Origin of the sequence: Aeromonas sp. CD (assembly GCF_033349375.1) — a bacterium.
GTDB lineage: Bacteria > Pseudomonadota > Gammaproteobacteria > Enterobacterales > Aeromonadaceae > Aeromonas > Aeromonas hydrophila.
On sequence record NZ_CP137631.1, the window covers coordinates 1,640,888 to 1,667,039 of the forward strand.

Genomic DNA, 26,152 nt, shown 5'->3' on the forward strand with positions numbered 1-26,152 from the left:
TCTCTTCTGTTCTCCTGACCGGCCGCTGCGGCTGCATCTTTCGCGGGGGTCTGCACTGTGATCTGGGTAAAACGTATTTTTCTCTGGCTGATGGGGCTCATCTTCCTGCTGCTCATCGGTGTCAGCCTGCTGGGCTTCACCCATCAGGGCAACAAGTGGCTGTGGCAGCAGGCCAGGGCCGCCCTGCCTTCCCTCAAGGGGGAACTGGTGGCGGGCCAGCTCGGCTATGGCTGGACCCTGGAAGGGGTCGGCTGGCAAGACGAGCTGGTGGACGTCACGGTGGATCGCGCCGTGCTGGACTGGGATCTGGGCAAGCTGCTGCAGGGCAAGCTCTGGATCAAATCCCTTAACGTCACCCACCCGGTGGTCAAGGTGGCCGACTCCGAACCGACCCCGGAAGAACCGTCAGAGCCCTTCGTCTGGCACCCGCTGCCCCTGAAGATTCAGGTCGACAGCCTCCAGGTGGCGGATCTCGATGTGACGGTGCCCGGGGTGGGGGTGAGCCTCAAGTCCCTCGACATCGGCGCCACCCTCAGCCGCAAGGGGCTCATTGTGCAGGGGCCCGTGCTGGATGGCCTCAAGGTGACCCTGGCCGAGACGCAGGCCACCGAGGCTGCCAAACCGGCCAACCCCAAGGCAACCTCCCAAGACAAGGCTGCGGCCAAGTCGCCGGTCACCGCCAAGGCGAAGCCGGCGGATGGGAGCAAGGCGCAGCAGGCAACCAAGGCAGCCCCCATCGAGCTGCCCGCCATCCGGCTGCCGTTCCCCATCCAGCTGGAGGGATTGCAGGTCACGGCGTTTCGCTATCAGCAAGGTGAATTGATTGAAGGGCTCGACACCCTGCGGCTGTCGGCCAGTGCCGAGGGCAGCGACATCGCGCTGCGCGAGCTCTCCCTGCGCCACGCCATGGCGGATCTGGCGCTCAAGGGCAAGATCCAGCTCAAAGACGATTACCCGCTCGCCCTGACCCTGGATGCCAAGGCCCGCAAGGGGCTGCTGGATGGCGAGCTGCAGGGGCAACAGGCCAGCCTGACCCTCGGCGGTTCGGTGGGCAAGCTGGCACTGGCGCTGCAGGCCAAGGGGCCGGTGGCCGCCAACCTCAAGGGCTCTCTGGCGGCCCTCGACCCCGACTTGCCCTTTGATGCAGGGCTGGAGTGGAAGAGCCTGGGGTGGCCGCTGCACAAGCCTGCCAAAGATGAGCCCAGCTACCGGCTGGAGAAGGGCAGTTTGAGTGCCAAGGGCAAGCTCTCTGGCTACCAGTTTGCCTTGAATACCGCCGGCAAGGGCACGGATGTGCCCCCCTTCAAGCTGGCGCTGACGGGCAAGGGTGATCTGACGCAGCTGAACCAGATCAACCTGCTGCTCAATGCCCTCAAGGGGGAGCTCAAGCTGGACGGCAAGCTCGCCTGGGACAAGGGGGTGCGCTGGCAGGGGACCACGGAATTCAAGGGGATCAACCCGGCTGAGCTGGTACCCGAGCTCAAAGGGGCGCTGGCGGGCAAGATTGCCAGCCGTTTCGAGCTCGATGAGGCGGGCCACTGGCAACTGCAACTGCCCGAGCTGAAGGTGGACGGCAAGCTCAACCAGTATCCGCTGGCCATCAAGGGCAGCGCGAGTGGCAACGACAAGATGGAGTGGACCATCCCTGCGCTGGCGCTGCAAAGCGGCCCCAACCAGCTGCAGGCCAAGGGCAGCCTGAGCCAGCAGGCGTGGAAATTGGATGCGGATCTCGATGCCCCCAACCTAGCCGGGCTCTACCCCGGCCTCAAGGGGGACATCAAGGGGCAGGTGCGCCTGACCGGCAATCAGCAGGCACCGCGGGTCACCACAGAGCTGGCTGCCAGCCGCCTCTATTATGCCGGCACCGATCTGAAGGGGATCGCCATCAAGGGCAATGCCCTGGTCGGTGACAAGCCGGCAGGGGAAGTGGCCCTGACGGTGGCCAGCCTGGTGCAGGGGGCGACCAGTCTCAGCCAGCTGGCGCTCAACCTGAACGGCGATCTCAACCAGCACGCCCTGTCGCTTACCATGAAGGGCGATCCGGTGGCGGCCAACCTCAAGCTGAGCGGCGGTCTGCGCGGGGATCGCTGGCGCGGTGCCCTCAGCGAGCTCAAGTTGAAGACGCCGCTGCGGCGCTGGGAGCTGAGCGCGCCCTGGGCCCTCGATCTCGACCTGCCGCGTCAGCGGCTGACCATGGGGGATCTCTGCCTCGGCTCCCAGGGGGCCAGCCTCTGCGTCAAGGGCAGCCAGGTGTCGGCCCAGCAGGGCAGCTTGGAGTTTGCCCTCAACCAGTTTGACCTCAAGCGCCTGCGCCCCTGGCTGCCGGACAACTTCCGCTGGCAGGCGGTGCTCTCCGCCGACGGGCGGGCCAGCTGGCGCGGCAATCAGCCGACCCTGCACGCCACCGTGCGCACCACGCCGGGCACCTTCGTGGCCGACGAGCTCAAGACCGACTATCAGCGCCTTGAGCTCGGGGTGGACTTCGAGCGCCAGCAGGCGGCCATCCGGCTCGACTTTGCCTCCGAGCAGATCGGCAACATCGACACCAAGCTCTATATCCGGGATCCGTCCGGTCGCGGCAATCTCTCCGGTCAGCTCAAGTTTGACGACCTCAAGCTGACCACCTTCGCCCCGCTCATCCCCGAGGTGCGCTCACTTCAAGGGGTCATCTCGGCCGATGCCCGCTTCGACGGTACCCTGGCCTCGCCGCTGCTGTTTGGTCAGCTCAACCTGCTGGATGGGGAGGTGCAGACCCACTCCGACATGGTGACCCTCTCCAAGCTGGTGACCCGCCTCAAGATTGAAGGCAACCGGGCCGAGCTCGATGGCACCATGCTGGTGGGCAAGGGGCCGCTGGCACTGGGGGGCTGGCTGAGCTGGGCACAGCTGCCGGTCACCGGCAGCCTCACCATCCAGGGCAAGGAGCTGGAAGCCCAGTATCCGGGCATGGGCCGGGTGCGGGTCTCCCCAGACATCGCCATCTCGCTGGGGGAGGAGACCCGGATCACCGGTCAGGTCGATATCCCCTGGGCGCGGATCCTGGTCAAGAGCCTGCCCGAGAGCGCGGTGGCGGTGTCGGACGACGTGACCGTGGTCTACGACGATCTACCGCCGGTGCCCAAGGCGGCGCCGCTGCCGATGGCGATCAAGCTGGCCATCCGGCTGGGTGACGACGTGCGGCTGGAGGCGATGGGGCTCAAGACCAAGGTGGGGGGCGGCATCAACATCCGCCAGGATCCCTCGCGGCCGCTGGCGGGCAACGGCCAGCTGGTGCTCAACGACGGGCGTTTCAAGGCCTATGGCCAGAACCTCATCATCAAGGATGGCCGCATCCTCTTCTCCGGCCCCCTCGATCAGCCGTTCCTCAACATAGAGGCGTATCGGGATCCCGATACCATCGAAGACAAGGTGACGGTGGGGGTGCGGGTGACCGGGCCGGCCAGCAAACCCAAGATCACCGTCTACTCGGAGCCGCAGATGGCCCAGTCCGAGCAGCTCTCCTACATGCTGCGCGGCAAGGGGCTGCAGACCAGCGGTGAGGATGGCGGCTTCAACGGTCTGCTGGTGGCGGGCGCGGTCAGCCAGGCCAACGGCGTGGTCTCCAGTCTGGGGGAATCCCTCGGCATGAGCGACGTGGCCCTCGACACCGCCGGCAGTGGCGACAACACCCAGGTGACCCTGTCGGCCTACCTGCTGCCGGGGCTGCAGTTCCAGTACGGGGTCGGGGTGTTCAGCCCCATCGCCGAGTTCAAGCTGCGCTACGAGCTGATGCCCAGGCTCTACCTGCAGGCCATGAGCGGGGTGGCCCAGGCGGTGGATATCTTCTATCGCTTCACCCTGTAGCGGGCAGGAAGAGACAAGAACGGGAGGCACAAGCCTCCCGTTTTTATGGGTGGCGTTGATGCGGCTGACGTTGATGTTGATGATCAGGGGGATGCTGAAAAGCGAAAACCCGGCGCGAGGCCGGGTTTTCTTGAATGATGGTGGAGGGAGAAGGATTCGAACCTTCGAAGGCAGAGCCGTCAGATTTACAGTCTGATCCCTTTGGCCGCTCGGGAACCCCTCCACGGGGTATTGCCAATTTTTATTCACGGCGGGCGCCGTGATTGCACTTGAAATGGTGGAGGGAGAAGGATTCGAACCTTCGAAGGCAGAGCCGTCAGATTTACAGTCTGATCCCTTTGGCCACTCGGGAACCCCTCCACAAGTGCGAGGCGCATACTAACAGATCTGCCGGGGTTGTGAACCCCTTGGCGGGATTTTTCCTGCTTAAAGGATCGTATTTGCGGCCGATAAAGGATGAAAACACCGTTTCCAAGAGTTATCTCATGCTACCCAGCGCCATTCGTGAGCAGTGGCTGGTGGACGAGGCCCAGCTGGGGCAACGTCTCAACCAGGATCTCCAGCATGGAGACAGGGCTGACTTTCGCCTGCATCTGGCCCTGCTGACCGATGCGGTGGAAGAGCAGCCCTGGTTCGACCCGAGGCAGCCAACAAAGGCTGAGAGCCGGGTCTGGCGCAGCCGTTTTGAGCTGCCGCCAGCCACGCCCTTGCAGGGCAGTGCAAATGATGAAGAGGCCGCTTTGCTCAACGAGCGGCTGCAACAGGGAGGCTCCATGGTGGATGTGCGGCTCTGGCTGGCGCTGCGCTCACCGCCGCTGCTCGGCGCCCCGCCGGCGCTGGAGCCTGCCGTCTATGACAACCTCTCGCCGCTTGGACGGGAGCGCTGGCAGGGCAAGCTGGCGGATCAGCCCAGACGCGACGATCCCCTGCTGATGCTGCCGATCCTCGATACGCTCAAGGCGGGGGTGGATGCCAGGCTGCACTGGCTCAGTGGTTGCTGAAGGCGACAAACGCCGGCATTCGGACAGCAAAAAGGCGGGGAGATCCCGCCTTTGTCGTTGTTGGCTGTGCCGTGGCGCAGTTTAGGCGTCGGCTTCATCCTCTTGCGGCACTTCCTTGCCAGCCGCTGCGGCGCGACGGGCGATGGGTTTTTCGGTGTGACGGTTGAGCTGGCGTTCCAGCTTTTGCCCCAGTTCGGTGATGGCGGCGTACAAGTCCTCATGTTCTGCCTGGGCAAACAGCTTGCCGTTGGGGATGCCAGCAGTGGCTTCAACGATGAACATCAGACGCTCTTTGGAGACAATCACATGGGGTGTGATAAGAGGCACCTGAAGACGCTCGAGCTTGTCAAAACGGGATTCAATGCGCTCGCGGATAGCCGGGGTGATGTCGATGATTTTGCTGGTAATTTCGATTTTCATATTGGCCCCCTTCGGGTCGTCTTGCTTGTGTCTTCACCTTCAGATTACTCATGGCTGAACATTAAAATGTGATCTTCGTCACGAACTGTGGCCTTGCTTCCGAGGGGAGGAATAAATTGTGATCTTTTCCCGTTCTGCACCAAAAAGCGCTTGAGCTCCACGAAACTGGCAGGCAGTATGGAGAAACTTGGATCGTTTCTGTCCCTTCGTGGCAGCGCCGCATGTCGACCTCATGTCCGGTTTTCACCGCTTAGTCTCGCATCTTTTGCACTTTCTCCCCGCACCGCCCTTGCCGACGTGCGCGCTGTGAATGTGGGCGCTGCCAAGTCGTCAGGGGCTTGAACGTGGTTGTTGTGGTGTTGGAGTAGTACATGAAACAGCAGGCCACTCAGATGATGTGGTTTTATGATCGGCAACACGCCCAGTGGAGTCTGTCCGATCATGCCTCCTACCAGCTCTGGCAAGGAGAGGGGCCTCACCCCTGGTTCGGGCAATTGGCGGCAGATGACGAGGCCGGCTTTGCCGACTTTCTCGCCAGACTTTACCACTCACAGCAACCGGCCCAGTTCATCGGTCACCTCTGCGAGGAGGGCGGCGAGGTGCGCCATGTGCTCTGGAGCGGCCAGTACGTGCCGGCCCAGCAGATGTGTTGCGGCTGGATTGCGCCGCTCGACACCACCCGCAGCACCCAGCTGCCTGCCGACCTCTCCCAGCAACTGCCGCTGCTGCAAGACCCCTTGTTGACCCAGCTGGCGCAGGCGCTCTCTGCCCGGACCGGGCTCGATTTCTTCAATACCCTGGTCAATCAGCTCGCCCACATCCTGGTGGCGGACGCGGTCTGGCTGGCGGAGCGTACCGGCAGCGGACGGCTCAAGGTACTGGCCTGCCATGGTATCGACCTCAAGGAGTACGAACTCGACGGCATGCCCTGCCAGCAGGTCTATCTGGCGGGGGAGGCCTGCGTCATTCCCCTGGCGAACGATCTACCCTGCTGTACCGGTTTCAAGGCGGGGCAGGGTTACTACGGCCTGCCGCTGTGTGATCGCAACGGCCAGATCCTGGGCCACCTGGCGCTGCTTTTCTCCGATCAGAGCGCGATCCCCAATCTGGGCTCGGTGCTGACCACCTTCTCCATGCGCATGGTGGCGGAGCTGGAACGGCTGCAGAGTGATGCCCAGCTGCGCCTTTCTGCCGTAGCGTTTGAAACCCATGAAGGGATCATCATCACCGATCCCGATTTCAAGATCTTGCGGGTCAACCACGCCTTCAGCCAGATCACCGGTTTTGACAGCCAGCGGGTGATCGGCCTGCATCTGGGCAACGATCTCTGGTGCGGGTTGGGGGGGCTTGGCTACGAGCTCGGCACCCTGAGCCGCTGGCAGGGGGAGACCCAACGCCTGCACGCGGACGGCTATCCCTATCCGCAGTGGGAGATCGTCACCCCGGTGCAGGATGACAGGGGGGAGATCAGCCACTTCGTCATCTGTTTCGAGGATATCTCCGAGCGCAAAGAGGCCGAGCGCCGCATTCAGGATCTCGCCTACTACGACGAGCTGACCGGCCTGCCCAACCGCCGCCAGCTGCACGAAACCCTGGCTCACGCCTTTGGCGAGGCGAGCCGCGACTATCTGATCGGCGCCCTGCTGTTCATCGATCTGGATCACTTCAAGACCATCAACGACTCCCTCGGCCACGCCACCGGCGACTGGCTGCTCAAGGAGGTCGCCAGCCGGCTCAAGCGGCTGGTACGGCAGGGGGACTGTCTGGCGCGGCTTGGCGGCGACGAGTTCGTGCTGCTGCTGCCCTCGCTCTCGGCGAGCCCCCCCCAGGCGGAGATGCAGGCCGACCTCATCGCCGAGCGGCTCATCAGCGAGATTGCGGCCCCCTACAACCATGCGGGCCAGGTGCTGCACATCGGCGCCAGCGTCGGCATTACCCTCTTCCCCGGTCGGGAGCAGGGGGTGGACGATCTGCTCAAGCAGGCGGACACCGCCATGTATCAGGCCAAGTCGGCCGGTCGCAAGACCCGGCGCTTCTTCGATGCCTCCATGCAGTTGCAGGCGGATCGCCGGCTGCTCATCCACAACGAGCTGCGCAGCGCCCTTAACCAGCAGGAGCTGACCCTCTACTACCAGCCCCAGCACATGGTGGAGGGGGGCGACATCATTGGCGTCGAGGCGCTGATCCGCTGGCAGCCGCCCGGCCGGGCCCTGGTGTCGCCCGCCGAGTTCATCCCCATCGCCGAGGAGACGGATCTTATCGTCGACATCGGCAACTGGGTATTGTACGAAGCCTGCGCCCAGTACGTGCGCTGGGAGGAGAACGGCATTCACATCCCGCAGCTGTCGGTCAACGTCAGTGCCAAGCAGTTTCACGCCACCGATTTCGTCGACCGGATCCACGACGTGCTGGCCTCCACCGGCATGGACCCCGCCAGCCTGAATCTGGAGATCACCGAATCCGTGGTGCTGGGGCACGCGGAAGACACCATCAGCAAGATGAGCGAGCTCAAGGCGCTCGGCATCAGCTTTGCCATCGATGACTTCGGCGCCGGTTACTCCTCCCTGAGCTACCTCAAGCGGCTGCCGGCGGACGAGCTCAAGATCGATCGCTCCTTCATCCAGGACATCCCGCGCGATGGCGACAACATGGCCATCGTCGAGGCGGTGATCGCCATGGCGCGCCACATGGGCTTCAACGTGACGGCAGAAGGGGTGGAGTCGCGTCAGCAGCTGGAGTTTCTGCAGGCCCAGGGTTGCCACTTCTACCAGGGCTATTTGGCCTCCAAGCCGCTGCCGGTGCCCTATCTGGAGCGCTACGTGCAGCGCCTTGCCCGCAGCGAAAGCCCGTTGGCCGGGGGCAAAAATAGTCTCGCCGGCGAGCTGTAGCCCCTCGGGTTAACGGGTAGAATGAGGGAATATGACACCACCGCCAGCGGGCGGTGGCATTGCCTCTCAATGGAGACGTCTCTCGTGAAAGCCGTGCAGGGAATCATTTTATCGGCGCTGTGCGTGCCGGGGCTGCTGACGCAGGTTGCGGCGCAGACTCTGGAACAATCTCTCTATCGCCAGGCTTATGACGCGGTGCGGGCCGACGATCAGGCCCGTTTTCAGCAAATTCGCGCCCGTTTGACCCATTATCCGCTGCTGCCCTATCTCGATTACTACCAGCTGGCCTTTCGGCCGGGGGCGGCAGAGTATGACGACGTGACCCGCTTCATCCGCGAACACGGCGACACCCCCCAATCCAACCGGCTGGAGCGCAGTTACCTCACCTATCTGGCCCAGAGCCAGCAATGGTCCCAGTTCCTGCGCTTCTATCCGGCCAAGCCGAACTCCACCGATCTGCTCTGCATGCACTATCAGGCGCGCTACTACACCGGTCAGCAGAGCCAGGCACTGCAGGAGGCGGGCAAGCTCTGGCTGAGCGGCCAGTCCCGCCCCGATGCCTGCGATCCCCTGTTCCAGCTCTGGCAACAGGCCGGCTTGCGGACCCAGGAGAAGATCTGGACCCGCATGACCTTGGCCTTCGAGGCGGAGAACCCGAACCTCATCCGCCACCTCGGCGCCCAGCTCGGCAGCGGCATGAAGGCGTACGGGGATCAGATGATTACCCTGTTCGAGCAGCCCGCCAAGGCGATGAACACGGCCTATTTCACTACCGCCGCCCCCTCCAAAAAGTTGCTGCTGCTGGGCTTGGCCCGCTATGCCAACCAGCAGCCGGAAGCGGTACTGGGGCAGCTCGGCTATCTGCGCGCGCGTTTTGCGCTGAGTGCGGCCGAACTCAAACCGGTGGAGCGGGCGGTAGCCAGACGGCTGCTGCTGGATCGCTCAACCGCCCAGCGCAACTGGCTGGATGCTACCGTGGTGCGCCAGGCTGACCCGGATCTGCTGGAGCTGCGGGCCCGGCTCGCCATCTGGGAGCAGGACTGGAAAGGGCTCTCCGGCTGGGTCAAGCGGATGCCCATGGCCCTGCAGAAGGAGGATCGCTGGCGCTACTGGCTGGCGCGCTCGCTGGAGGTGCAGGGCCAGCAGAAACCGGCGCGGGATCTCTATCTGGAGACCGCCAATCTGCGTGGCTTCTACGGCTTCATGGCGGCGCAGCGCAGCGGCGTGCCCTATCGGATGAAGAATCAGAGCGTGGCGAAGAAGGTGCCGGACTGGCGCACCGCCAGCCGCCGCTGGCCCTTCCTGCTGCGGGTGCGCGAGTTGCTCGACATGAACGAGATCACGGCGGCGCGGGCGGAGTGGATCCACAACATGGATCGCAATCCGGTGGCCCAGCGCCTCGAGTTCGGCCACATCGCCCTCAACCAGGGCTGGCATGAACTGGCCATTCTGGCCAGCATCCGGGCCGAGGCCTGGGATGCCCTCGATTTGCGCTTCCCGCTGCCGCTCAAGCACACCTTCTCCCAGATGGCGCAGGAGCGGACCATGAACACCAGCCTGCTCTACGCCATCTCCCGGCAGGAGAGCGCGCTCTACCCGCTGGCACAGTCGCCGGTCGGGGCGAGGGGATTGATGCAGCTGATGCCGACCACCGCCAAGGAGACGGCCAGCAAGCTGGGAGTGCCCTATCGCAACGAGCAGCAGCTGTTTGATCCCACCATGAACATCCGCCTTGGCAGCGCCTATCTCAAGCGGCTGCTGGATGTGTACGACGGCAACCGGATCCTGGCGGCGGCGGCCTACAACGCCGGCCCCGGCCGGGTCAAACGCTGGCGCGATCAGAGTGCGGACAAGCCGATGGATGTCTGGGTCGAGAGCATCCCCTACAAGGAGACGCGCAACTATGTGCAGAACGTGCTGTCGTTCGATCTCATCTATCAGCACAAGCTGCAGCAGCCGCTGCGCTTCATGTCCGATCGCGAGCTGAGTCACGCTTATTGAGACGGCTGCCGCCCTGGCGGCAGCCGGATTCCCATTCCCTCCCCAAAATGGTTATTATCCCATAAGGTTTTGTTACAAAAGGAAACCTGCCAGGTGATCGGGCGCCATCTCTTGGTCTGGCAGGTTCGTTATAATCGCCCGTTCAACACAGACAGGCTCCCCCAACAAAGGAATTGATAGTGGCAACGATTAAAGACGTTTCCCGGTTGGCTAATGTGTCCATTTCAACTGTGTCGCGAGTCATCAACAACACGGCGCAGGTGGCACCAGAAAAGCGTGAGGCCGTCATGGCGGCCATGAAGGAACTCAATTTTCGTCCCAACAGCTTTGCCCAGGCGCTGGTCAGCAAGCGCTCCAACTGCATCGGTGTGCTGGTGGGGGATCTGTGTGGTGGCCCCTTCTTCGCCCAGATGATGCGCGGCATCGAGAGCGTGGTGGACAAGGCGGACAAGTTCACCATCGTCATGTCCGGCAACCACGACGAGGTGCGCGAGCGCCACGCCATCCAGGCGCTGCTGCAGCGCCAGTGCGATGCGCTGATCCTGCACAGCAAGGCGCTGCCCGACGAGGAGCTGAGCGAGCTGGTGGCGGGCAGCACCCCGGTGGTCTTCATCAATCGCCAGGTGCCGGGCGCCGAAGATCGCTGCGTCTGGCTGGACAACCAGGCCGGCATCACCACCGCCTGCCAGCACCTGCTGGATGCGGGCCATCGCAAGATTGCCTTCGTCACCTCGGACGATGAAGAGTTCGTCGATGGCCAGCAGCGGATGGCGGGGTATCATCACGCCCTGCAGCGGGCCGGCATCGCTCTTGATCCTGCCCTCATCGGCCGCGCCTTCGCCGACGAGAACGGCGGTTACGTGGCGATGGGCGAGCTGCTGGATCGGGGGGTTGAGTTTACCGCCGTGCTCGGTTTCAACGACGCCATGGTGGCGGGGGCCATCTCCTGTCTGCTGGAGCGGGGATACAAGATCCCGCAGCAGATCTCGGTGGTGGGTTTCGATGACATTCCCTATGCCCGCTACATCTATCCCAAGCTCACCACGGTGCGTTACCCCATCGAGGAGATGGGCGGCCGGGCTGCCGAGCTGGCGCTGAGCCTGCTGGATCACAAACCGGCCGAGGGGCTGGAGCTCAAGTTCGAGGCCGAGCTGGTCAGACGGGAATCCGTCGCCTGAGTGGCCGACATTGGCCCTGAATGGGCCAATGTCGCTCCCCTGTTTTGCGGAAAAATTGAAAGCGTTTTCAGAAATCCTTTTCAACTGTGATCCGCTTCAAAGCTTTTTGGACTGCCTGCCACTAGCATAGGCCCCACGAATTAGGAGCCTGCGCTCCCGATTTTCCCGCTGTGGGAGGTAACTGGTTAATCCAGCTATTTCCTTCGTTACTTTCGACGGTCATCATGGATGGCCGTTTTTTTTTGCCAGGATTTTGTCATGACAACAGAGAGTGAATACCAGACGGGGATCGTGGGCGCTGGCTGGCTGGGGTTGCCGCTGGCCCGGGCACTGCAGGCCGAGGGTCGCCAGGTGGCGGTGACGGTCAGCTCGGATCAGAAAGCCGCGCAGCTGACTGCAGAGGGGCTGCAGGCCTGGCCGCTGCAACTGGGCATCGGGCTGACCGCCCTGCCGTTTCGCTGCCGCGAGCTGGTGATCTGCGTGCCGCCGAGCAAGGTCGAGGATTACCCGGCGGCCATCGGGCGGGTGGCCGAACTGGCGCAGGCCGCCGGCGTGCAGCGGCTGCTGTTCGTGAGTGCCACCTCGGTCTGGGCGCCGGGGCAGGGGGAGGATGAACACCCCATGCCTGCCCACGAGCGCGGGATGCGGATGCTGGCCGCCGAGCAGGCGGCGATGGGGGCCGGTATTCCCTGTGCCATGGTACTGCGCCTGGCCGGGCTGTACGGGCCACAGCGCCATCCCGGCCGCTTCCTGGCGGGCAAGACCCTGGAGGGGGGCGGTCAGGCGGTGAACCTGGTGCACCTGGATGACGTGGTGGCCGCTTGCCAACTGCTGCTGGTGCAGGGAAAGGATGGCGATGCCTACAACCTGAGTGCGCCGGTGCACCCACGCCGGGAGCAGTTCTACCCCTTTGCCGCGCGCCAGCTGGGCCTGCCGGCCCCGGTCTTTATCGAGCCTGCCGGGATCTTTGCCCCGGTCGAGGGTCAGCGCCTCTGCGAGCAGCTCGGTTTTGTCTATCGCTGGCCCGATCCGGCGCACTGGTTTGCCGAGCTGGCGGCCCGGGGTCACTGAGCATCCCGCCCTGTGCTATAGAGTGGGGCACAGGCGGCTCTAATGGTGTGGCGCGGCGGGCAATTGAGGTTTGCCAAGGGGGGGCTCGCCCCCTATCATGCCGCATCCATATAGAGAGAGCGGTAAAGATGGTAGATACAAGACGTCACCCCGATGGGGAGCTGTTGCTGAGAACCCTGGCAATGCCAGCCGATACCAACCCCAATGGCGATATCTTCGGGGGCTGGATCATGTCCCAGATGGATATAGGTGGGGGCATCATGGCCAAGGAGCTGGCAAAAGGACGTATTTGTACCGTATCCGTCGAGGGCATGACCTTTCACAGCCCGGTCAAGGTGGGCGACGTGGTGTGTTGCTACGGGCGCTGTCTGAAGATCGGTCGCAGCTCCATGCGGCTGAAGCTGGAGGTGTGGGTCAAGCCGGTGCTGCGTGAAAACGAGGCCCAGCGCTACTGTGTGACCGAAGGGATCTTCACCTATGTCGCCATCGACGAACAGGGAAAATCCCGTCCGGTACCGGTCTGATCCGGCTCAGATAAGCCGGGCGTTGATGATGGATATTTCCTGCTCAAACCCGGTTTTTTGCCGTATCATGCGTTCCAGCATCTCTTCCGAGCCGACGCACTGCTGGGTGTCGAACAGGCAGAGATCGCACTGGGGATCCCGTCTGATCTGATAGACGGTGGAAAGCTCCACTTGATGACAATTTCCTTGTTGATCATAAAATGTCACGCGGTACTGGTGCTGTCTCGCCATCGTTGAATTCCTTCTGGATGAGCCGGGCCGGACACGAGCTATCAGCCTAGTCGGCAGCGATGACATTTGTGATGGTCAGGACACAATGCAGAGGCAGGTGGTTGTTAGCCAATGAAAAATAGTTATCGCATTCTGGGTACGTCGCTGCTGACGTTGGGACTGGTCGGCTGTTTCGAGGTGCCGGATCAGGATCACCTGGTCACGGCGCAGGGCATCATTCCCGGCGCCAACTGCCAGAAGCCGCCGCTGGTGGCGCTGGCCTCCACCGCCTTGCCACGCGAGTTCGGCATTACCGTCTGGAATCTCTACAAGGGTCAGCGTAAAAACTGGCGCGAGGGGCTCGACGAGTATGCCAAATCCCAGGATCTGGTACTGCTGCAGGAGTCGGCGACCCGCCCTGACATGCTGGAATGGCTGAAGGCCGGTGATTTCCAGTGGCAGCAATTGCAAGCCTTTACCCAGGGCGGCGTCTCCTTCGGCGTGATGACGGTCGCCAAGACGCCACAGGCGTTCGTGTGCGGCGTGCGCTCACCCGAGCCGCTGCTGCGCATTCCCAAATCCGGTCTGGTTAGCCTCTACCCCTTGCAGGGGGATCCTGACGGCGTGCTGGTGGTGAACCTGCATGCGGTGAATTTCGAGCTGGGGATGGCGACCTTTCGCGAGCAGCTCAACGATCTGACCGCCCTGATCCATCGCCATCAGGGTCCCGTCATTCTGGCCGGGGATTTCAACACCTGGAGCGACAAGCGCGAATTCTGGCTGAACAAGCTGGTGGGCGAACTGGGACTGCAGGAGGCGATCCCGGTGCCGGATCTGCGCCGGACCGCGTTCGGCCGGCCGCTGGATCACCTCTACTACCGCAACCTGGACCTGGTTGAAGTGAGCAGCCCGGCGACTGATGCCTCGGATCACAACCCCATCATGGCCCGTTTCGCGGCCCAGGCCATCACTCCCTGAAGCCATACAGGCCGCCACGGTGGCCTGTGCCAGATAAAAAAATACCCCGCTTTTGGCGGGGTATTTTTTATGAAGCGATGAACGATCAGCTGTTGTTCTTCACGAACAGGGTCAGCTCCTGACCCGGCTTGAGGTAATCGCTCTTGCCCAGCTGATTCCAGCGCATCACATCCATCACGGCAACCTGAAAACGGGCGGCGATAGAGGAGAGGGAATCGCCGCGGCGTACCTGATAGACCATGGACTTGTTGCTGCTCTTGCCCTGCTTGGGCCAGACCACCAGCTTCATGCCAGGCTTCAAGGCCGACTTGGCATTGAGACCATTCCACTTGGCCAGCTCGTCATGGGTGACCCCGTGCGCCTGGCTGATGCTCCACAGATTGTCACCGGCACGCACCTTGTACTGGATCTTGCCGGCACTGCGGCTGGCAAGTTGCTGTGGCTTGCTCTGGGCGCTCTGACTGACCACCGGCTTGCTGCCGCTGGTCGGGATCATCAGGGTCTGGCCACGGCGCAGGTGGTTACCACTCAGGTTGTTGGCCAGCTTGAGCTGCTGCACGCTCACCCCGTGATTCTGGGCGATGCGAGAGAGGGTGTCGCCGCTGGTGACCTGATAGGAGCGGGTGCGGATGCGCTCGCTCTGGGGCAGATCGGCCAGGGCCAGCTCCAGGGTATCGGCATACTCGACCGGTACCAGCAGGCGATAGGGCCCCTTGGGTGAGGTCGACCAGCGCGTCAGGGCCGGATTGACCTCTTTCAGCTGAGCCGGACGCAGGCCTGCCAGCTGGGCTGCCACGTTCAGATCGATCTGACCGCCGGTGTTGACCACCCGTAGCTGAGGCTTGTTGGCCAGTACCGGCAAGGTTACATTGTACTTGTCCGCGTTGCGGATCATGTCGGCCATGGCCAGGATCTTGGGCACATACATCCGGGTTTCGCGGGGCAGATCGAGTGACCAGTAGTCGGTCGGTCGGCCTGCCTTCTGATTGCGGGTGATGGCGTTGCGCACCCGTCCTTCACCGGCATTGTAAGCCGCCAGCGTCTGCAGCCAGTCGCCGTCGAAGAAACGGTTCAGGTACTCCAGATAATCCAGCGCGGCATTGGTGGAGGCCAGTACATCGCGGCGGCCGTCGTACCAGTTGTCGTGGCGCAGGCCGAAGTTCTTGCCGGTCGCAGGAACGAACTGCCACAGACCCACCGCATTGCTGCGGGAACGGGCGTGGGGATCGAACATGCTCTCGATCATGGGGATGGTAATAAGCTCCATTGGCAGCTCACGCCGTTCGATTTCCTCTACCATCAGATACAGGTAGGGCTCAGCCCGGCTGGCAATGGTCGCCAGATGCTTATCATTGCGCAGCAACCAATCACGCTGCTGGCGGACACGGTCGTTCTCCTGCGGATCAAACTGCATATCATCGCTGATACGCACCCACAGGTTATCGGTGTCATCCAGTTCGTCGATCTGTTCGTCTCCGAACAGGAAGCGCGCCGAATGCTTTTTATACGCTTTTTTGTTGACTTGGGGGGACTTGATCGGCTCGATTGCCGTTAGCGCCCGGTCATCCTGATGGCTCAGGTTTTGGCAGCCGCTGAGAAACAGCGCCGCCAATAAGGCCGTTCGTACCTTCATCTCGCTCAGGTCATCTTTAGGAAAAACAGCTCGCATCATAAGGGGCAATGGCCCCCTGATCAAGGTTTGTTCAAAAAACGTCCTTCCAGGATCGCAGCACGGTGAAGGTATCCTCTGGATTTTCCAAGCATTTTAAGGCGTATTTCTCAGCAGAAAATTTCACGGAATCCTGTTCGCATCGCAGAAAAACGTTGAACTCCCGCTCATCCCCCAGCCGTGAGGGCAGACTCGGCAGACCCTGCTGGCGCAGCTTGCTGATCAGCCCGATCCGCTGCTGGATCGCCTGGTTGTCCGGCTCGACCGCGTAGGCGAAACGCAGGTTGGAGAGGGTGTACTCATGGGCACAATAAATGAGGGTGTCGTCGGGCAGGGCAGCGAGTCGTTGCAGTGAGGCGTGCATCTGGGCCGGGGTACCTTCGAACAGGCGGCCGCAACCGGCACTGAAGAGGGTATCGCCACAAAACAGCATGCCGTGGCCGTAATAGGCGATGTGGCCATGGGTATGGCCGGGCACATGGATCACCTCGAGACTCAGGCCATGCCAGTTGATCTGATCCCCGTCATCGAGCCACTGGCCGTGATGAGCGGGCATGGGGTCAAGTTTGGGACCATAGAGTCTGGCGTGGGGGAAGTGGCCGAGCAGGGCGGTGACGCCTCCCACATGATCGTGGTGGTGATGGGTCAGCAGAATCGCATCGAGTTGCAGGTCCAGCGCGGCCAGTCGCTCCAGCACGGGTTCGGCATCGCCCGGGTCGACGACCAGGCAGTGATTTTCGTGTCGGATCAACCAGATGTAGTTGTCGTTAAAGGCAGGAACTGTGATCACTGGATACATGAGTCTGCTTCTCTTTATGGAGGGTATCTTATATAACTGGATGGCGTTCGAACCCCAAGTTGAGCCCTATTATGCAGGTGGCACGTACCGAACAACAAATCGAGATCCCGACCAGCTGGTCGGCACTGCCCATGGGGGACTGGGTAGCGGCCGAGATCCAGGAACGGCTCGACAGCTGGTGCCCACATCTGTTTGGTTATCATCTGCTTAAAGTCGGGGCGCTGAGCGCCGAACTCTCCTGCGGCTGCTCTTCCATTCGCCACCAGATAGGCGTTGCCCCCAGTGGCAGATTGCTGGATCTCAAGGGCGACCCACTGGCCTTGCCGGTGCGTACCGGCAGCGTGGATGCCTGCCTGCTGGCCCACTGCCTCGACTTTTCGCCAGACCCCCACCAGGTGCTGCGCGAGGCGGAGCGGGTGCTGACCGACGATGGCTGGCTCATCGTCAGCGGCTACAATCCGCTCAGCCTGGTCGGCATCGGCCACTGCCTGCCTTTCCTGCGTCAACATCTGCCCTGGTCGGCCCGCATGTTCACTCCGGCGCGGGTCACCGACTGGCTGCAGCTGCTCGGGTGTGAAGTGATGTTTGACGAGCGCTTTGGCTACTCGTTCATGGGCAAGCAAAGCCGAATAGGCTGGTGGCGGGAGAGTGTGGGGCGGGATTATTGCAGGCCGTTTGCGTCCGTCTACGTGATAGCGGCGCGCAAGCGGCGCTTTCCGTTGACGCCGGTGCGCCGCCGCTGGCGCTTGCCCGAGTCGATAGCGACGCCGGGCATGGCGCGCCAGGGTTGGTAGCCAGTCTCTGGAGGCTCGGCGGGCGAGCGGCCCTCACGGGTGAGGCTGGCCCGGATCAGGGCTGGTAGCCGGTATCCTCGGCCAGCTGCTTGCCGCTGGCGGCCTCGCGGGCCAGCTCGTCACAGCGTTCGTTTTCCGGGTGACCGGAGTGCCCCTTGACCCAGAGCCATTCGATCTGATGGCGCGCCACTTCCGCATCCAATGCCTGCCAGAGATCGACGTTCTTGACCGGCTGGCGGCTGGCAGTCATCCACCCCTTTTTCTTCCAGCCGATGATCCACTGGGTGATCCCCTGGCGCACATACTGGCTGTCGGTGGTGAGTCTGACCTGGCAGGGCTCGTTCAGGGTGCGCAGCCCCATAATGGCGGCCATCAGCTCCATCCGGTTGTTGGTGGTGAGGCGAAAACCGCCGGCGAGCTCCTTGCGGTGCTTGCCATAGACCATGACGGCACCATAGCCGCCAGGGCCGGGGTTGCCGAGACAGGAACCATCCGTATACAAATCGATCTTTTTTAGCATGAGTCTTGGGGTAAACTAGCGGGTAAAGCCGAAGTTTGACATAGATTGGATCATGAACACACCCCAACTGAATCGCCAGATCATTCTGGATACTGAAACCACAGGTATGAACACCGCCGGTGGCCCCGTCTATCTGGGACACCGCATCATCGAGATCGGCTGTGTGGAGGTGATCAACCGCAAGCTGACCGGTAACCACTTCCACGTCTACATCAAGCCGGATCGGCTGGTGGACCCCGAGGCCATCCAGGTGCACGGCATCACCGATGAGTTCCTGCGTGACAAGCCGTCGTTCAGCCAGATCGCCGACGAGTTCATCGAGTTCATCCGCGGTGCCGAGCTGATTGCCCACAACGCGCCGTTTGACGTGAGCTTCATGGACTATGAGTTCGGCAAGCTCGGCCTCAATTTCAAGACTGCCGACATCTGTGGCATCACGGATACCCTGGCGATGGCGCGGGACCTGTTCCCGGGCAAGCGCAACAACCTCGATGTACTGTGCGATCGCTACGGTATCGACAACTCGCACCGTACCCTGCACGGGGCTTTGCTCGATGCGGAGATCCTGGCGGACGTCTACCTGCTGATGACGGGTGGCCAGACCAAGTTGAATCTGGCTACCGAGAGCAGTGAAAATGAGAGCAACCAGGACACCAGCATCCGCCGGCTGGAGAGCAATCGCCCACCGCTCAAGGTGATCCGTGCCAGCGCCGAGATTGAGGCTGTGCACGAAGCGCGGCTGGATCTGGTGCAGAAAAAAGGAGGAGCCTGCCTGTGGCGGCAATGAGCAAGCTATGGGGCGGCCTGCTGTTGCTGGCCTCGCTGACGGCCTCGGCCAACGAGGTGTTTGCCCCCTCCGACATTCCTCTGCTCGACAATCGCTTTCGCATCGATTACGGGGTGAAAGAGATCACCTTCATCGTGACGCGCAAGCCGGGCACCCCGTCGGTGATCCTGGTGCGTCCGGACGGCAGCAAGCTCTATGTGGGCAAGGTGACGCCCCCCGATGTGGGCTGGCTGGCGCTCAAGGATCAGGATCTCATCACCATCCGTGATCCCATGCCGGGCCCCTGGCAGGCCATCGGCGAGGTGGACCCGGACAACCGGGTGCGCCTGCTGTCGAACATCAGGCTGGAAACCGATCAATTGCCGACCCAGCTTTATCAGGGGGAAAGGGTCAAGCTCAAGTCCTGGCTGCTGATCGACGATGCGCCGCCCAAGGCGGGTTATTACCTGACCGACCTTGGCATGACGGTGCGATTGCAGCGTTTCAACGACGCCAAGCAGGAGGGTGAGCCCATCGTTGACGAAGTGCTCGGCCACTATCGTGACGATGGCAAGGGGCTCGACGAGGTGCCGGGTGACGGCATCATGACAGCCGAGGCGGTACTGGATGTGGCTGCGGGAAAATACCGGGCCATGTACAGCACGGGCAATCAGGTGTTTTCCCGCGCTCGCTATCAGGACGTGCTGATCTACCCGTTGCCGGTCAGCTATACCCTGGCACCTCCCTCGCAGGAGTTTGGCGCCAAGCTCTCCTTCCTGATCGATGCGGATGAGCTGGATCCGGCCTCCGTGGTCATTGAGGGCAAGGCGACCAACACGGTAGGAGCCAGCATGGCGTTCAATGCGGTGGCGACTGAACCCCGGGTGGAAGTGGATCTCTCCGCCATCAAGGAGGTTGGCCAGTATGAGGTGAACGCCACCCTGTTTGGCACCACCCGGCTGGGCCGCGAGATCCAGGTCACGCTGCCGGTGAAATCGTTCAATATCTTCCCGGTGCTGGCGGCTGAGCCATCGGCGGCCTCTGCGGCTTCTGAAACCTCGGCTGCAGTGCCCAACCAGGTGAAATTCGAGGAAAAGCAGAGCAGCGGCTGGTTGATCTGGTTGCTGGGTGGGGTCGGTATCCTGCTGGTCTTGCTGGGCGGTGTCGGTTTCATCTTGCTGCAAAAGCGGCGAGCACTGAAAAAAGCGATGGCGGCGCAGAAAGCCGAGAGCGAAAGCGCCAAGCCGGAAGCCAAACTGGATCTGAACCTGCCCGAACAATAACCGGGTAACCGCATGAAAAAGCCGCCCATCGAGGCGGCTTTGTTATTTGTGGGGAAGCGGGTTAGCTGCAACCCTTCAGCATCAATGTTCCCCGACGTAGATGTCTTTGTGTTGATCGCGGATTTCGAGGAACTTGTCGAGGTTGGCCAGCATCAGTTCTACCAACTGGGGATCGAAGTGCTGACCTTTCTCCTCCTGGATCAGCGCCAGTACCTTGTCCAGCGGCCAGGCCTTCTTGTAGCAGCGATCCGAGCCGAGCGCATCAAACACGTCAGCCAGCGCCACCACCCGTCCTTCCAGCGGAATGGCATCACCCTTGAGGCCACGGGGATAGCCGCTGCCATTCCACTTTTCATGGTGGTTGCCGGCGATGGTGGCGCCAATCTGGAACAGCGCCAGATCGCTGCCGGAGAGCATGTCCTGCCCCAGCTGGGCGTGGGTCTTCATTATTTCCCACTCCTCGGGGGTCAGCTTGCCCGGTTTGTGGAGGATGGCATCCGGAATGCCCACCTTGCCGATGTCATGCAGCGGGGAAGCGCGCTTGATGAGCTCGCTCTGCTCCTCGCTCATGCCAAGCAGCTGGCAGAACAGCTCGGTGTAAAGGGCGACCCGTTTCACGTGCAGGCCGGACTCCTTGGAGCGGGTCTCCACCAGCTCGCCGATCCGATAGATGATCTCGCGCTGGTTGTCGGCGATCACTTCGTTGAGCCGGATGTTCTCCAGCGCCACTATGATGTTTTCGGTAAACAGGCTGAGCAGCCCCATGTCCATCTGGCTGAGCTGGCGAGTGGTCTCGATATGAAACAGCAGGTGATGACGGGGGTTCTGGCAGTAGAGCACCATCTGGTTGCCGTCATAGACGTTGGCACGATTGGCCATGGCCTGGCGCAGAATGGAGGGAGCGTCCGCCAGCCGCAGTGACGGGTGGCCCGGCAGCAGGGGCTCCAGAATTTGATCCCGCACTTCGTAGGCGAACTGCTTCACGTCGTAGATTTGCGATTCTTCCAGACTGAGCAGGGCCCCGAGCTGTTCCTGAGCCCCTTCCACAAACTGGCGCAGCGCCCGTTTCTCGAAGATCCCCTTGGAGGCCTCGATGACTTTTTCCAGCCCCTGGCGATTGCTCTCCAGCGTGCGAATGTCGCGATATGAACGCAGGCTGGCCCGCAGCAGGGTGCGCAGCTTCTGGGAGGTGAGCTCGGTCTTGTCCTTGTAGTCGTTGATGTCGTAGTTGGTGACCACGTCATCTTCCGGGGCCTGACCGGGTTGGCCGGTACGTAGCACGATGCGCACCATCTTGTTTTGCAGATCCTCGCGCACGAATTTGACCACATCGAGGCCGGCGTGATCGACCTCCATGACCACGTCCAGCAGCAACAGTGCTACGTCCGGGGTCTTGGCGAGCAACTCCCTGGCCTGGGCGGCTGAATAAGCATGCAAAAATTCAATGGGTCTATTATCGAATTCAAACTTGCTCAGGGTGATCTTGGTGATGCGATGAACCTCGGGTTCATCGTCCACAATCATCACCTTCCATCCAGCCTGCTGGTCATCGAGAAGGGGCAGATCGTCATCGTCAATAATCAGGATTTGGTCATCCATCATGCAATCCTGTTTGGGATCCTGTGCTTACATTAACTGCTTCACTAAGGATAGGAAACTTATTGAGAAATAAAATTTGATCTGTGAAATCTCTTTGTCGTCATCCTGCTTCAGCCCCATAAAAAACGCCTCCACATGGGAGGCGTTTGACTATCAATGTGTCTGTCAGGCGGCTCTGTGATAGGCCGATGGCTCAAACAGTGTCTTGTTGGCCACCAGGTCGATGGGATCAAAATCATCGACGTTGATGGTGCGCAAGCGGCTCTCTTCGGCGCGGCGCAGCAGGTCCGCTTCGGTCTGGTTGAGCACTCCCAGCGCCAGGCCGATCTCTGCCACCTTGTCCAGTTGCATAAACGGACGCTTGATGCCGTCAGCCTTGCATACTTTCTCAAACAGCGGCTCGGCAGAGAGCACGTCGTCCAGCGCCTGCTCCAGCAGGCCGAAGGGGTTGCCCTCTTCGCGGGTGAGATACTGACCCTGGGCCAGACGGCTGCGGGTTTCGCTCGGGGTCTGCAACAGGCGGGCGACCTGGCTGTCCAGCTTGTCGCTCGGGCGTTTCAGGTCGCGACCCAGCGGCAGCACGATGACGCGCAGGGCAAGACCAATCCAGCGATTCGGGAAGTTGCGCAGCAACTCGTCGATGGCTTCCTGCGCCTTGAACAGGGCATCTTGCAGCGCCCAGTGCAGCAGCGGCAGATCGGCGTGCTGACGACCCTCATCCTGATAGCGTTTGAGGGCGCTGGAGGCCAGATAGAGCTGGCTCAGCACGTCGCCAAGACGAGCGGAGACCCGCTCCTTGCGCTTGAGCTCGCCCCCCAGGGTGCCCATCGCCATGTCTGACAGGAAGGCCAGGTTGGCAGAGAGGCGGGAGAGCTGCTGGTAGTAGCCCTTGGTCTGATCCTTGAACGGCGCGGCGGCGAAGCGGGCACCGGTTAACCCTAACCAGAAGCTGCGCACCAGATTGCTGATGGCAAAGCCGACGTGGCTGAACATCGCCTTGTCGAAATCCTTGAGGGCCTGCTCCTGATCCGGGTGACTGGCGGCCAGCATCTCCGGCAGCACGTACGGGTGGCAGCGGATGGCGCCCTGACCGTAGATGATCATGCTGCGGGTCAGGATGTTGGCCCCTTCCACCGTGACGGCGATGGGGGCACCCTGATAGCCGCGGGCCAGATAGTTGTTGGGGCCCATGCAGATGGCCTTGCCGCCGTGGATGTCCATGGCATCGATGATGCACTTCTGGGCGCGGTCGGTGAGGTGGTATTTGACGATGGCAGAGATGACCGAGGGTTTCTCGCCCAGGTCGATGCCGGTCACGGTCAGGTTGGCGGCGGCCCCCATGATGTAGGCGTTGCCACCGAGGCGGGCCAGCGGCTCTTCAATCCCTTCCATTTTGCCGATGGGCAGCTTGAACTGGCGACGGATACGGCTGTAGGCGCCGGTCGCAAGGGCCAGCATCTTGACGCCGCCGGTGCTGTTGGAGGGCAGGGTGATGCCGCGTCCGACCGAGAGGCACTCCACCAGCATGCGCCAGCCCTGACCGGCCATGGCCGGGCCGCCGATGATGAAGTCGAGCGGGACGAACACGTCCTTGCCGCGGGTCGGACCGTTCTGGAACGGCACGTTGAGCGGGAAGTGGCGGCGGCCGATGTCGACCCCCTTGATGTGGGTCGGAATGAGGGCGCAGGTGATGCCAAGCTCTTCCTCGTCACCCAGCAGGTGATCCGGGTCGCGCAGTTTGAAGGCCAGACCCAGCACGGTCGCGATGGGGGCCAGGGTGATGTAGCGCTTGTTCCAGGTGAGGCGCATGCCGAGCACCTCTTCCCCTTCCCATTCACCCTTGGCGATGATACCGAAGTCGGGGATGGAGCCGGCGTCTGAACCTGCTTCCGGACTGGTCAGGGCGAAGCAGGGGATCTCCTTGCCAACTGCCAGACGGGGCAGGTAGTAATCCTTCTGCTCGTCGGTGCCATAGTGTTGTAGCAGCTCACCCGGGCCCAGCGAGTTGGGTACGCCAACGGTGGAGGCCAGCACGGCGCTGGCGCCGCACAGCTTTTGCAGCACGCAGGATTGGGCATAGGCGGAGAATTCCAGCCCGCCGTATTTCTTCTTGATGATCATGGCGAAGAACTTGTGGTCCTTCAGGTATTGCCACACTTCGGGAGAGAGGTCGGCCCGCTCGTGGGTCACTTCCCAGTCGTTGACCATGCGGCACACCTCTTCAACCGGACCGTCCATAAACGCCTGCTCTTCGGCAGACAGCGTGCTGACCGGAATGGCGTGCAGCTTCTTCCAGTTCGGGTTGCCGGCAAACAGGTCTGCTTCCCACCAGGTGGTGCCCGCTTCAATGGCCTCTTTTTCGGTGCGGGACATCTCCGGCATGATGGATTTGTAAAGTTTGAACAGCGGCTTGGTCAGCTGGTTGCGACGAAAATCCACCAGGTTGAGGGGGATGGCGATCACGACAAACAGCGCCCAGACCAGCAGGGGGACGTGGCCATAGAGGGTGCCGACAATCAGGGCTGCTGCGGTGGCAAGCGTGGAGGTGAACAGAGACGCCCGGCGATAAGCCATGGCGCCGATCACCAGGATCACTCCGAGCAGAGTGAGGGTCGTCGTCATTTTTCGCTCCTTGCATGAGTTGCCGAAGTTGGGTGAATATGGTTGAACTGATCCAGAGGTCTGACCTGTTGGATGTGGTCCCTGTTGTAATTCATACGCACAAACTTATCAAGCTGTTTACAAGCTTGTTACCTTGGCTCTGTGATCGGCATAACGTCCTGCAGAGGGGCTCTTGACGGGCAGGGGGCGACTCCGGGATTGGCTTGTGCGACAATGGCGCGGCCCATATTTTGGAAGAGACATCATGTACCAAGAACTGATCCGCAATGAATTGACCGAAGCTGCCAGCGTGCTCCAGGCGTTCCTGGCAGATGAGCAAAATCTCAAGGACATCGAAGCGGCCGCCAAGCTGCTCGCTGACTCCTTCAAGCAGGAAGGCAAGGTACTCTCCTGTGGCAACGGTGGCTCCCACTGCGACGCCATGCACTTTGCCGAAGAGCTGACCGGCCGTTATCGCGAGAACCGCCCCGGTTATGCCGGTATCGCCATCTCCGATCCCAGCCACCTCTCCTGTGTGTCCAACGACTTTGGCTATGACTATGTCTTCTCCCGCTACGTGGAAGCGGTCGGCCGTCGTGGTGACGTGCTGCTCGGCATCTCTACCAGCGGCAACTCCGGCAATATCCTGAAAGCCATCGAAGCCGCCCATGCCAAAGGCATGAAGGTGATTGCGCTGACTGGCAAGGACGGCGGCAAGATGGCCGGTCTGGCCGATGTCGAGATCCGGGTGCCGCACTTTGGTTACGCCGACCGCATTCAGGAAGTGCACATCAAGGTGATCCACATCCTGATCCAGCTGGTCGAAAAAGAGATGGCCAAGTAAGGCAGGGATCTCGAGCCGGGATAGTCGTGCCTTGTCTGGCCGTGTCCCGGCGGGATCTTGCGCGAGCGGCCGGTGTCAGCGCAGGCTGAGCCGGCCGATTGGCAATGAGATGGTCAAGTAAGCAAGGAGCCCGCAGCCTATGTGCGAACTGCTCGGCATGAGTGCCAATGTGCCGACCGATATCTGCTTCAGCTTCACCGGCCTGATGCTGCGCGGCGGCAAGACCGGGCCTCACAAAGATGGCTGGGGCATCACTTTTTACGAAGGGAAAGGCTTTCGTACCTTCAAGGATCCCGAGCCCAGCGCCCAGTCACCGATTGCCAGGCTGGTGCAGGCGCTGCCCATCAAGAGCCGCGCCGTGGTCAGCCATATTCGGCAGGCCAACCGTGGCTGCGTCTCGCTGGAAAATACCCACCCCTTTACCCGCGAGCTGTGGGGTCGTTACTGGACCTTTGCCCACAATGGCCAGTTGACGGGTTACAAAGGGTTGGCCACCGGCCGCCATCGACCGGTGGGCGACACCGACAGCGAACACGCCTTCTGCTGGCTGCTCGATCGGCTGGAACAAAAATATCCCCGACGCCCTGCCAACTTCCCCGCCATGTTTCGCTACCTGGCGACCCTGTGCGACGAGCTGCGCGGCCTGGGGGTATTCAACATGTTGCTGTCGGATGGGGAGTTCGTGATGACCTACTGCAGCAACAACCTCTACTGGTTGACCCGGCGCGCTCCATTCGGGGAGGCCCGTCTGCTGGATGAAGATGTCGCCATCGACTTTCAGAGCGAGACGACACCGGACGATGTGGTGACCCTGATTGCGACCCGGCCGCTGACCGGTAATGAAGACTGGGTAAAAATGGCGCCGGGCGAGTTCAGTCTGTTTCGACTGGGTGAGCGGGTGGGTGCCAATCAGCAGTGATAATTAGCTGATCCAGAGATAAAAAAATACCAGGGTAGAATCCTACCCTGGTTCTTCGCAGCAGCCATACAGGCAAAAGGGATGAGAGAGGTGTTGCTGAGTCGCATCATTCTCACGGCTGCCATTGTTATTTAATTGTTAATTTAATGGCAACATTTATGTTGCAACTCGGCCATCAATTGTCTGGTTAGGCGATCCTGATCACGCTTTTCTCATGAAAGTCCCGTTTGAGTTCGATTTTCTG

At 61.6% G+C, this 26,152-nt stretch carries 20 protein-coding genes and 2 tRNA genes; 13 read left to right on the forward strand and 9 right to left on the reverse strand.

Features of this window, described 5'->3' with window-relative positions:
- Nucleotides 1-57: 57 nt before the first annotated feature.
- On the forward strand, nucleotides 58-3,843 hold the full coding sequence (locus tag R2E40_RS07650; RefSeq protein ID WP_318165148.1) for a translocation/assembly module TamB domain-containing protein: 3,786 nt from the start codon (nucleotides 58-60) through the stop codon (nucleotides 3,841-3,843).
- Between the two features lie 138 nt (nucleotides 3,844-3,981).
- Here the strand turns inward: R2E40_RS07650 and R2E40_RS07655 are convergent.
- Together R2E40_RS07655 and R2E40_RS07660 are read right to left on the reverse strand one after the other, a co-directional pair.
- Nucleotides 3,982-4,066 (reverse strand) — tRNA-Tyr (locus tag R2E40_RS07655).
- Nucleotides 4,067-4,118: 52 nt separating this feature from the next.
- Nucleotides 4,119-4,203: transfer RNA gene (locus tag R2E40_RS07660), tRNA-Tyr, on the reverse strand.
- A 125-nt stretch (nucleotides 4,204-4,328) separates the two neighbouring features.
- Between R2E40_RS07660 and R2E40_RS07665 the strand changes: the two genes are divergently transcribed.
- A complete protein-coding gene (locus R2E40_RS07665; protein WP_282466378.1) occupies nucleotides 4,329-4,844 on the forward strand; it encodes a VC2046/SO_2500 family protein in 516 nt (171 codons plus the stop codon).
- An 81-nt stretch (nucleotides 4,845-4,925) separates the two neighbouring features.
- Here the strand turns inward: R2E40_RS07665 and hpf are convergent, their stop codons facing one another.
- On the reverse strand, nucleotides 4,926-5,264 hold the full coding sequence (gene hpf, locus R2E40_RS07670; protein WP_011705453.1) for a ribosome hibernation-promoting factor, HPF/YfiA family: 339 nt from the start codon (nucleotides 5,262-5,264) through the stop codon (nucleotides 4,926-4,928).
- A 371-nt stretch (nucleotides 5,265-5,635) separates the two neighbouring features.
- On the opposite strand from hpf, the gene R2E40_RS07675 reads away from it, so the two are divergent.
- The 5 genes from R2E40_RS07675 (at nucleotide 5,636) to yciA (ending at nucleotide 12,926) form a co-directional block, all read left to right on the forward strand.
- Nucleotides 5,636-8,152, forward strand: coding sequence for a putative bifunctional diguanylate cyclase/phosphodiesterase (locus R2E40_RS07675; protein ID WP_139748550.1), 2,517 nt, complete (start codon nucleotides 5,636-5,638; stop codon nucleotides 8,150-8,152).
- A gap of 84 nt (nucleotides 8,153-8,236) precedes the next feature.
- Nucleotides 8,237-10,153 (forward strand): transglycosylase SLT domain-containing protein, encoded by a 1,917-nt coding sequence (locus R2E40_RS07680; protein WP_318165149.1) that lies wholly within the window; start codon nucleotides 8,237-8,239, stop codon nucleotides 10,151-10,153.
- Nucleotides 10,154-10,332: 179 nt separating this feature from the next.
- Nucleotides 10,333-11,331 carry a LacI family DNA-binding transcriptional regulator gene (locus tag R2E40_RS07685; RefSeq protein ID WP_024943788.1) on the forward strand — a complete coding sequence of 333 codons (999 nt, stop codon included), beginning with the start codon at nucleotides 10,333-10,335 and terminating at the stop codon, nucleotides 11,329-11,331.
- Nucleotides 11,332-11,589: 258 nt separating this feature from the next.
- A complete protein-coding gene (locus tag R2E40_RS07690) occupies nucleotides 11,590-12,402 on the forward strand; it encodes an SDR family NAD(P)-dependent oxidoreductase (protein ID WP_158197627.1) in 813 nt (270 codons plus the stop codon).
- A 128-nt stretch (nucleotides 12,403-12,530) separates the two neighbouring features.
- A complete protein-coding gene (yciA, locus tag R2E40_RS07695) occupies nucleotides 12,531-12,926 on the forward strand; it encodes an acyl-CoA thioester hydrolase YciA (RefSeq protein ID WP_005299258.1) in 396 nt (131 codons plus the stop codon).
- Nucleotides 12,927-12,932: 6 nt separating this feature from the next.
- Here yciA and R2E40_RS07700 read toward each other — a convergent pair whose 3' ends face one another.
- Nucleotides 12,933-13,157 (reverse strand): hypothetical protein, encoded by a 225-nt coding sequence (locus tag R2E40_RS07700; RefSeq protein ID WP_005299261.1) that lies wholly within the window; start codon nucleotides 13,155-13,157, stop codon nucleotides 12,933-12,935.
- Nucleotides 13,158-13,268: 111 nt separating this feature from the next.
- On the opposite strand from R2E40_RS07700, the gene R2E40_RS07705 reads away from it, so the two are divergent.
- Nucleotides 13,269-14,114 (forward strand): endonuclease/exonuclease/phosphatase family protein, encoded by an 846-nt coding sequence (locus tag R2E40_RS07705; RefSeq protein ID WP_016350239.1) that lies wholly within the window; start codon nucleotides 13,269-13,271, stop codon nucleotides 14,112-14,114.
- Nucleotides 14,115-14,199: 85 nt separating this feature from the next.
- On the opposite strand, the gene R2E40_RS07710 is transcribed toward R2E40_RS07705, so the two are convergent.
- Nucleotides 14,200-15,747 (reverse strand): LysM peptidoglycan-binding domain-containing protein, encoded by a 1,548-nt coding sequence (locus R2E40_RS07710; protein ID WP_011705461.1) that lies wholly within the window; start codon nucleotides 15,745-15,747, stop codon nucleotides 14,200-14,202.
- Between the two features lie 70 nt (nucleotides 15,748-15,817).
- A complete protein-coding gene (gloB, locus tag R2E40_RS07715) occupies nucleotides 15,818-16,582 on the reverse strand; it encodes a hydroxyacylglutathione hydrolase (protein WP_318165150.1) in 765 nt (254 codons plus the stop codon).
- Nucleotides 16,583-16,653: 71 nt separating this feature from the next.
- Between gloB and R2E40_RS07720 the strand changes: the two genes are divergently transcribed.
- Nucleotides 16,654-17,376 carry a class I SAM-dependent methyltransferase gene (locus R2E40_RS07720; protein ID WP_016350242.1) on the forward strand — a complete coding sequence of 241 codons (723 nt, stop codon included), beginning with the start codon at nucleotides 16,654-16,656 and terminating at the stop codon, nucleotides 17,374-17,376.
- 55 nt (nucleotides 17,377-17,431) lie between these two features.
- Here the strand turns inward: R2E40_RS07720 and rnhA are convergent, their stop codons facing one another.
- On the reverse strand, nucleotides 17,432-17,896 hold the full coding sequence (gene rnhA, locus R2E40_RS07725; protein WP_029303441.1) for a ribonuclease HI: 465 nt from the start codon (nucleotides 17,894-17,896) through the stop codon (nucleotides 17,432-17,434).
- Nucleotides 17,897-17,948: 52 nt separating this feature from the next.
- Here rnhA and dnaQ point away from each other — a divergent pair, with 52 nt between their 5' ends.
- Both dnaQ and R2E40_RS07735 read left to right on the forward strand, forming a co-directional pair.
- Entirely contained in the window at nucleotides 17,949-18,683 is a 735-nt protein-coding gene (gene dnaQ, locus R2E40_RS07730) for a DNA polymerase III subunit epsilon (protein ID WP_011705465.1), read from the forward strand.
- The gene (locus tag R2E40_RS07735) at nucleotides 18,680-19,945 is read left to right on the forward strand and encodes a TIGR03503 family protein (RefSeq protein WP_318165151.1); all 1,266 of its coding nucleotides are present in this window, start codon (nucleotides 18,680-18,682) and stop codon (nucleotides 19,943-19,945) included. Before dnaQ ends, R2E40_RS07735 begins: the two co-directional genes overlap by 4 nt.
- Nucleotides 19,946-20,026: 81 nt before the next feature.
- Here the strand turns inward: R2E40_RS07735 and R2E40_RS07740 are convergent, their stop codons facing one another.
- Together R2E40_RS07740 and fadE are read right to left on the reverse strand one after the other, a co-directional pair.
- Nucleotides 20,027-21,544: an HD domain-containing phosphohydrolase gene (locus R2E40_RS07740; protein WP_011705467.1), complete on the reverse strand. Its 1,518-nt coding sequence runs from the start codon at nucleotides 21,542-21,544 to the stop codon at nucleotides 20,027-20,029.
- Nucleotides 21,545-21,709: 165 nt separating this feature from the next.
- Entirely contained in the window at nucleotides 21,710-24,166 is a 2,457-nt protein-coding gene (gene fadE / locus R2E40_RS07745) for an acyl-CoA dehydrogenase FadE (RefSeq protein WP_318165152.1), read from the reverse strand.
- 244 nt (nucleotides 24,167-24,410) lie between these two features.
- Here fadE and lpcA point away from each other — a divergent pair, with 244 nt between their 5' ends.
- Nucleotides 24,411-24,989 carry a D-sedoheptulose 7-phosphate isomerase gene (lpcA, locus tag R2E40_RS07750; RefSeq protein WP_011705469.1) on the forward strand — a complete coding sequence of 193 codons (579 nt, stop codon included), beginning with the start codon at nucleotides 24,411-24,413 and terminating at the stop codon, nucleotides 24,987-24,989.
- Nucleotides 24,990-25,128: 139 nt separating this feature from the next.
- Nucleotides 25,129-25,908 carry a class II glutamine amidotransferase gene (locus R2E40_RS07755; protein ID WP_042067710.1) on the forward strand — a complete coding sequence of 260 codons (780 nt, stop codon included), beginning with the start codon at nucleotides 25,129-25,131 and terminating at the stop codon, nucleotides 25,906-25,908.
- Nucleotides 25,909-26,152 lie beyond the last annotated feature (244 nt).

What these genes read in the sequence shown, in the direction of transcription:
- R2E40_RS07740 (WP_011705467.1), bottom strand. Translation starts at nt 21,544, where the DNA reads ATGGATGACCAAATCCTGATTATTGACGATGACGATCTGCCCCTTCTC.
- R2E40_RS07700 (WP_005299261.1), bottom strand. Translation starts at nt 13,157, where the DNA reads ATGGCGAGACAGCACCAGTACCGCGTGACATTTTATGATCAACAAGGA.
- lpcA (WP_011705469.1), top strand. Translation starts at nt 24,411, where the DNA reads ATGTACCAAGAACTGATCCGCAATGAATTGACCGAAGCTGCCAGCGTG.
- R2E40_RS07675 (WP_139748550.1), top strand. Translation starts at nt 5,636, where the DNA reads ATGAAACAGCAGGCCACTCAGATGATGTGGTTTTATGATCGGCAACAC.
- R2E40_RS07710 (WP_011705461.1), bottom strand. Translation starts at nt 15,747, where the DNA reads ATGAAGGTACGAACGGCCTTATTGGCGGCGCTGTTTCTCAGCGGCTGC.
- gloB (WP_318165150.1), bottom strand. Translation starts at nt 16,582, where the DNA reads ATGTATCCAGTGATCACAGTTCCTGCCTTTAACGACAACTACATCTGG.
- R2E40_RS07735 (WP_318165151.1), top strand. Translation starts at nt 18,680, where the DNA reads ATGAGCAAGCTATGGGGCGGCCTGCTGTTGCTGGCCTCGCTGACGGCC.
- rnhA (WP_029303441.1), bottom strand. Translation starts at nt 17,896, where the DNA reads ATGCTAAAAAAGATCGATTTGTATACGGATGGTTCCTGTCTCGGCAAC.
- yciA (WP_005299258.1), top strand. Translation starts at nt 12,531, where the DNA reads ATGGTAGATACAAGACGTCACCCCGATGGGGAGCTGTTGCTGAGAACC.
- R2E40_RS07690 (WP_158197627.1), top strand. Translation starts at nt 11,590, where the DNA reads ATGACAACAGAGAGTGAATACCAGACGGGGATCGTGGGCGCTGGCTGG.
- hpf (WP_011705453.1), bottom strand. Translation starts at nt 5,264, where the DNA reads ATGAAAATCGAAATTACCAGCAAAATCATCGACATCACCCCGGCTATC.
- dnaQ (WP_011705465.1), top strand. Translation starts at nt 17,949, where the DNA reads ATGAACACACCCCAACTGAATCGCCAGATCATTCTGGATACTGAAACC.
- R2E40_RS07755 (WP_042067710.1), top strand. Translation starts at nt 25,129, where the DNA reads ATGTGCGAACTGCTCGGCATGAGTGCCAATGTGCCGACCGATATCTGC.
- R2E40_RS07665 (WP_282466378.1), top strand. Translation starts at nt 4,329, where the DNA reads ATGCTACCCAGCGCCATTCGTGAGCAGTGGCTGGTGGACGAGGCCCAG.
- R2E40_RS07705 (WP_016350239.1), top strand. Translation starts at nt 13,269, where the DNA reads ATGAAAAATAGTTATCGCATTCTGGGTACGTCGCTGCTGACGTTGGGA.
- fadE (WP_318165152.1), bottom strand. Translation starts at nt 24,166, where the DNA reads ATGACGACGACCCTCACTCTGCTCGGAGTGATCCTGGTGATCGGCGCC.
- R2E40_RS07720 (WP_016350242.1), top strand. Translation starts at nt 16,654, where the DNA reads ATGCAGGTGGCACGTACCGAACAACAAATCGAGATCCCGACCAGCTGG.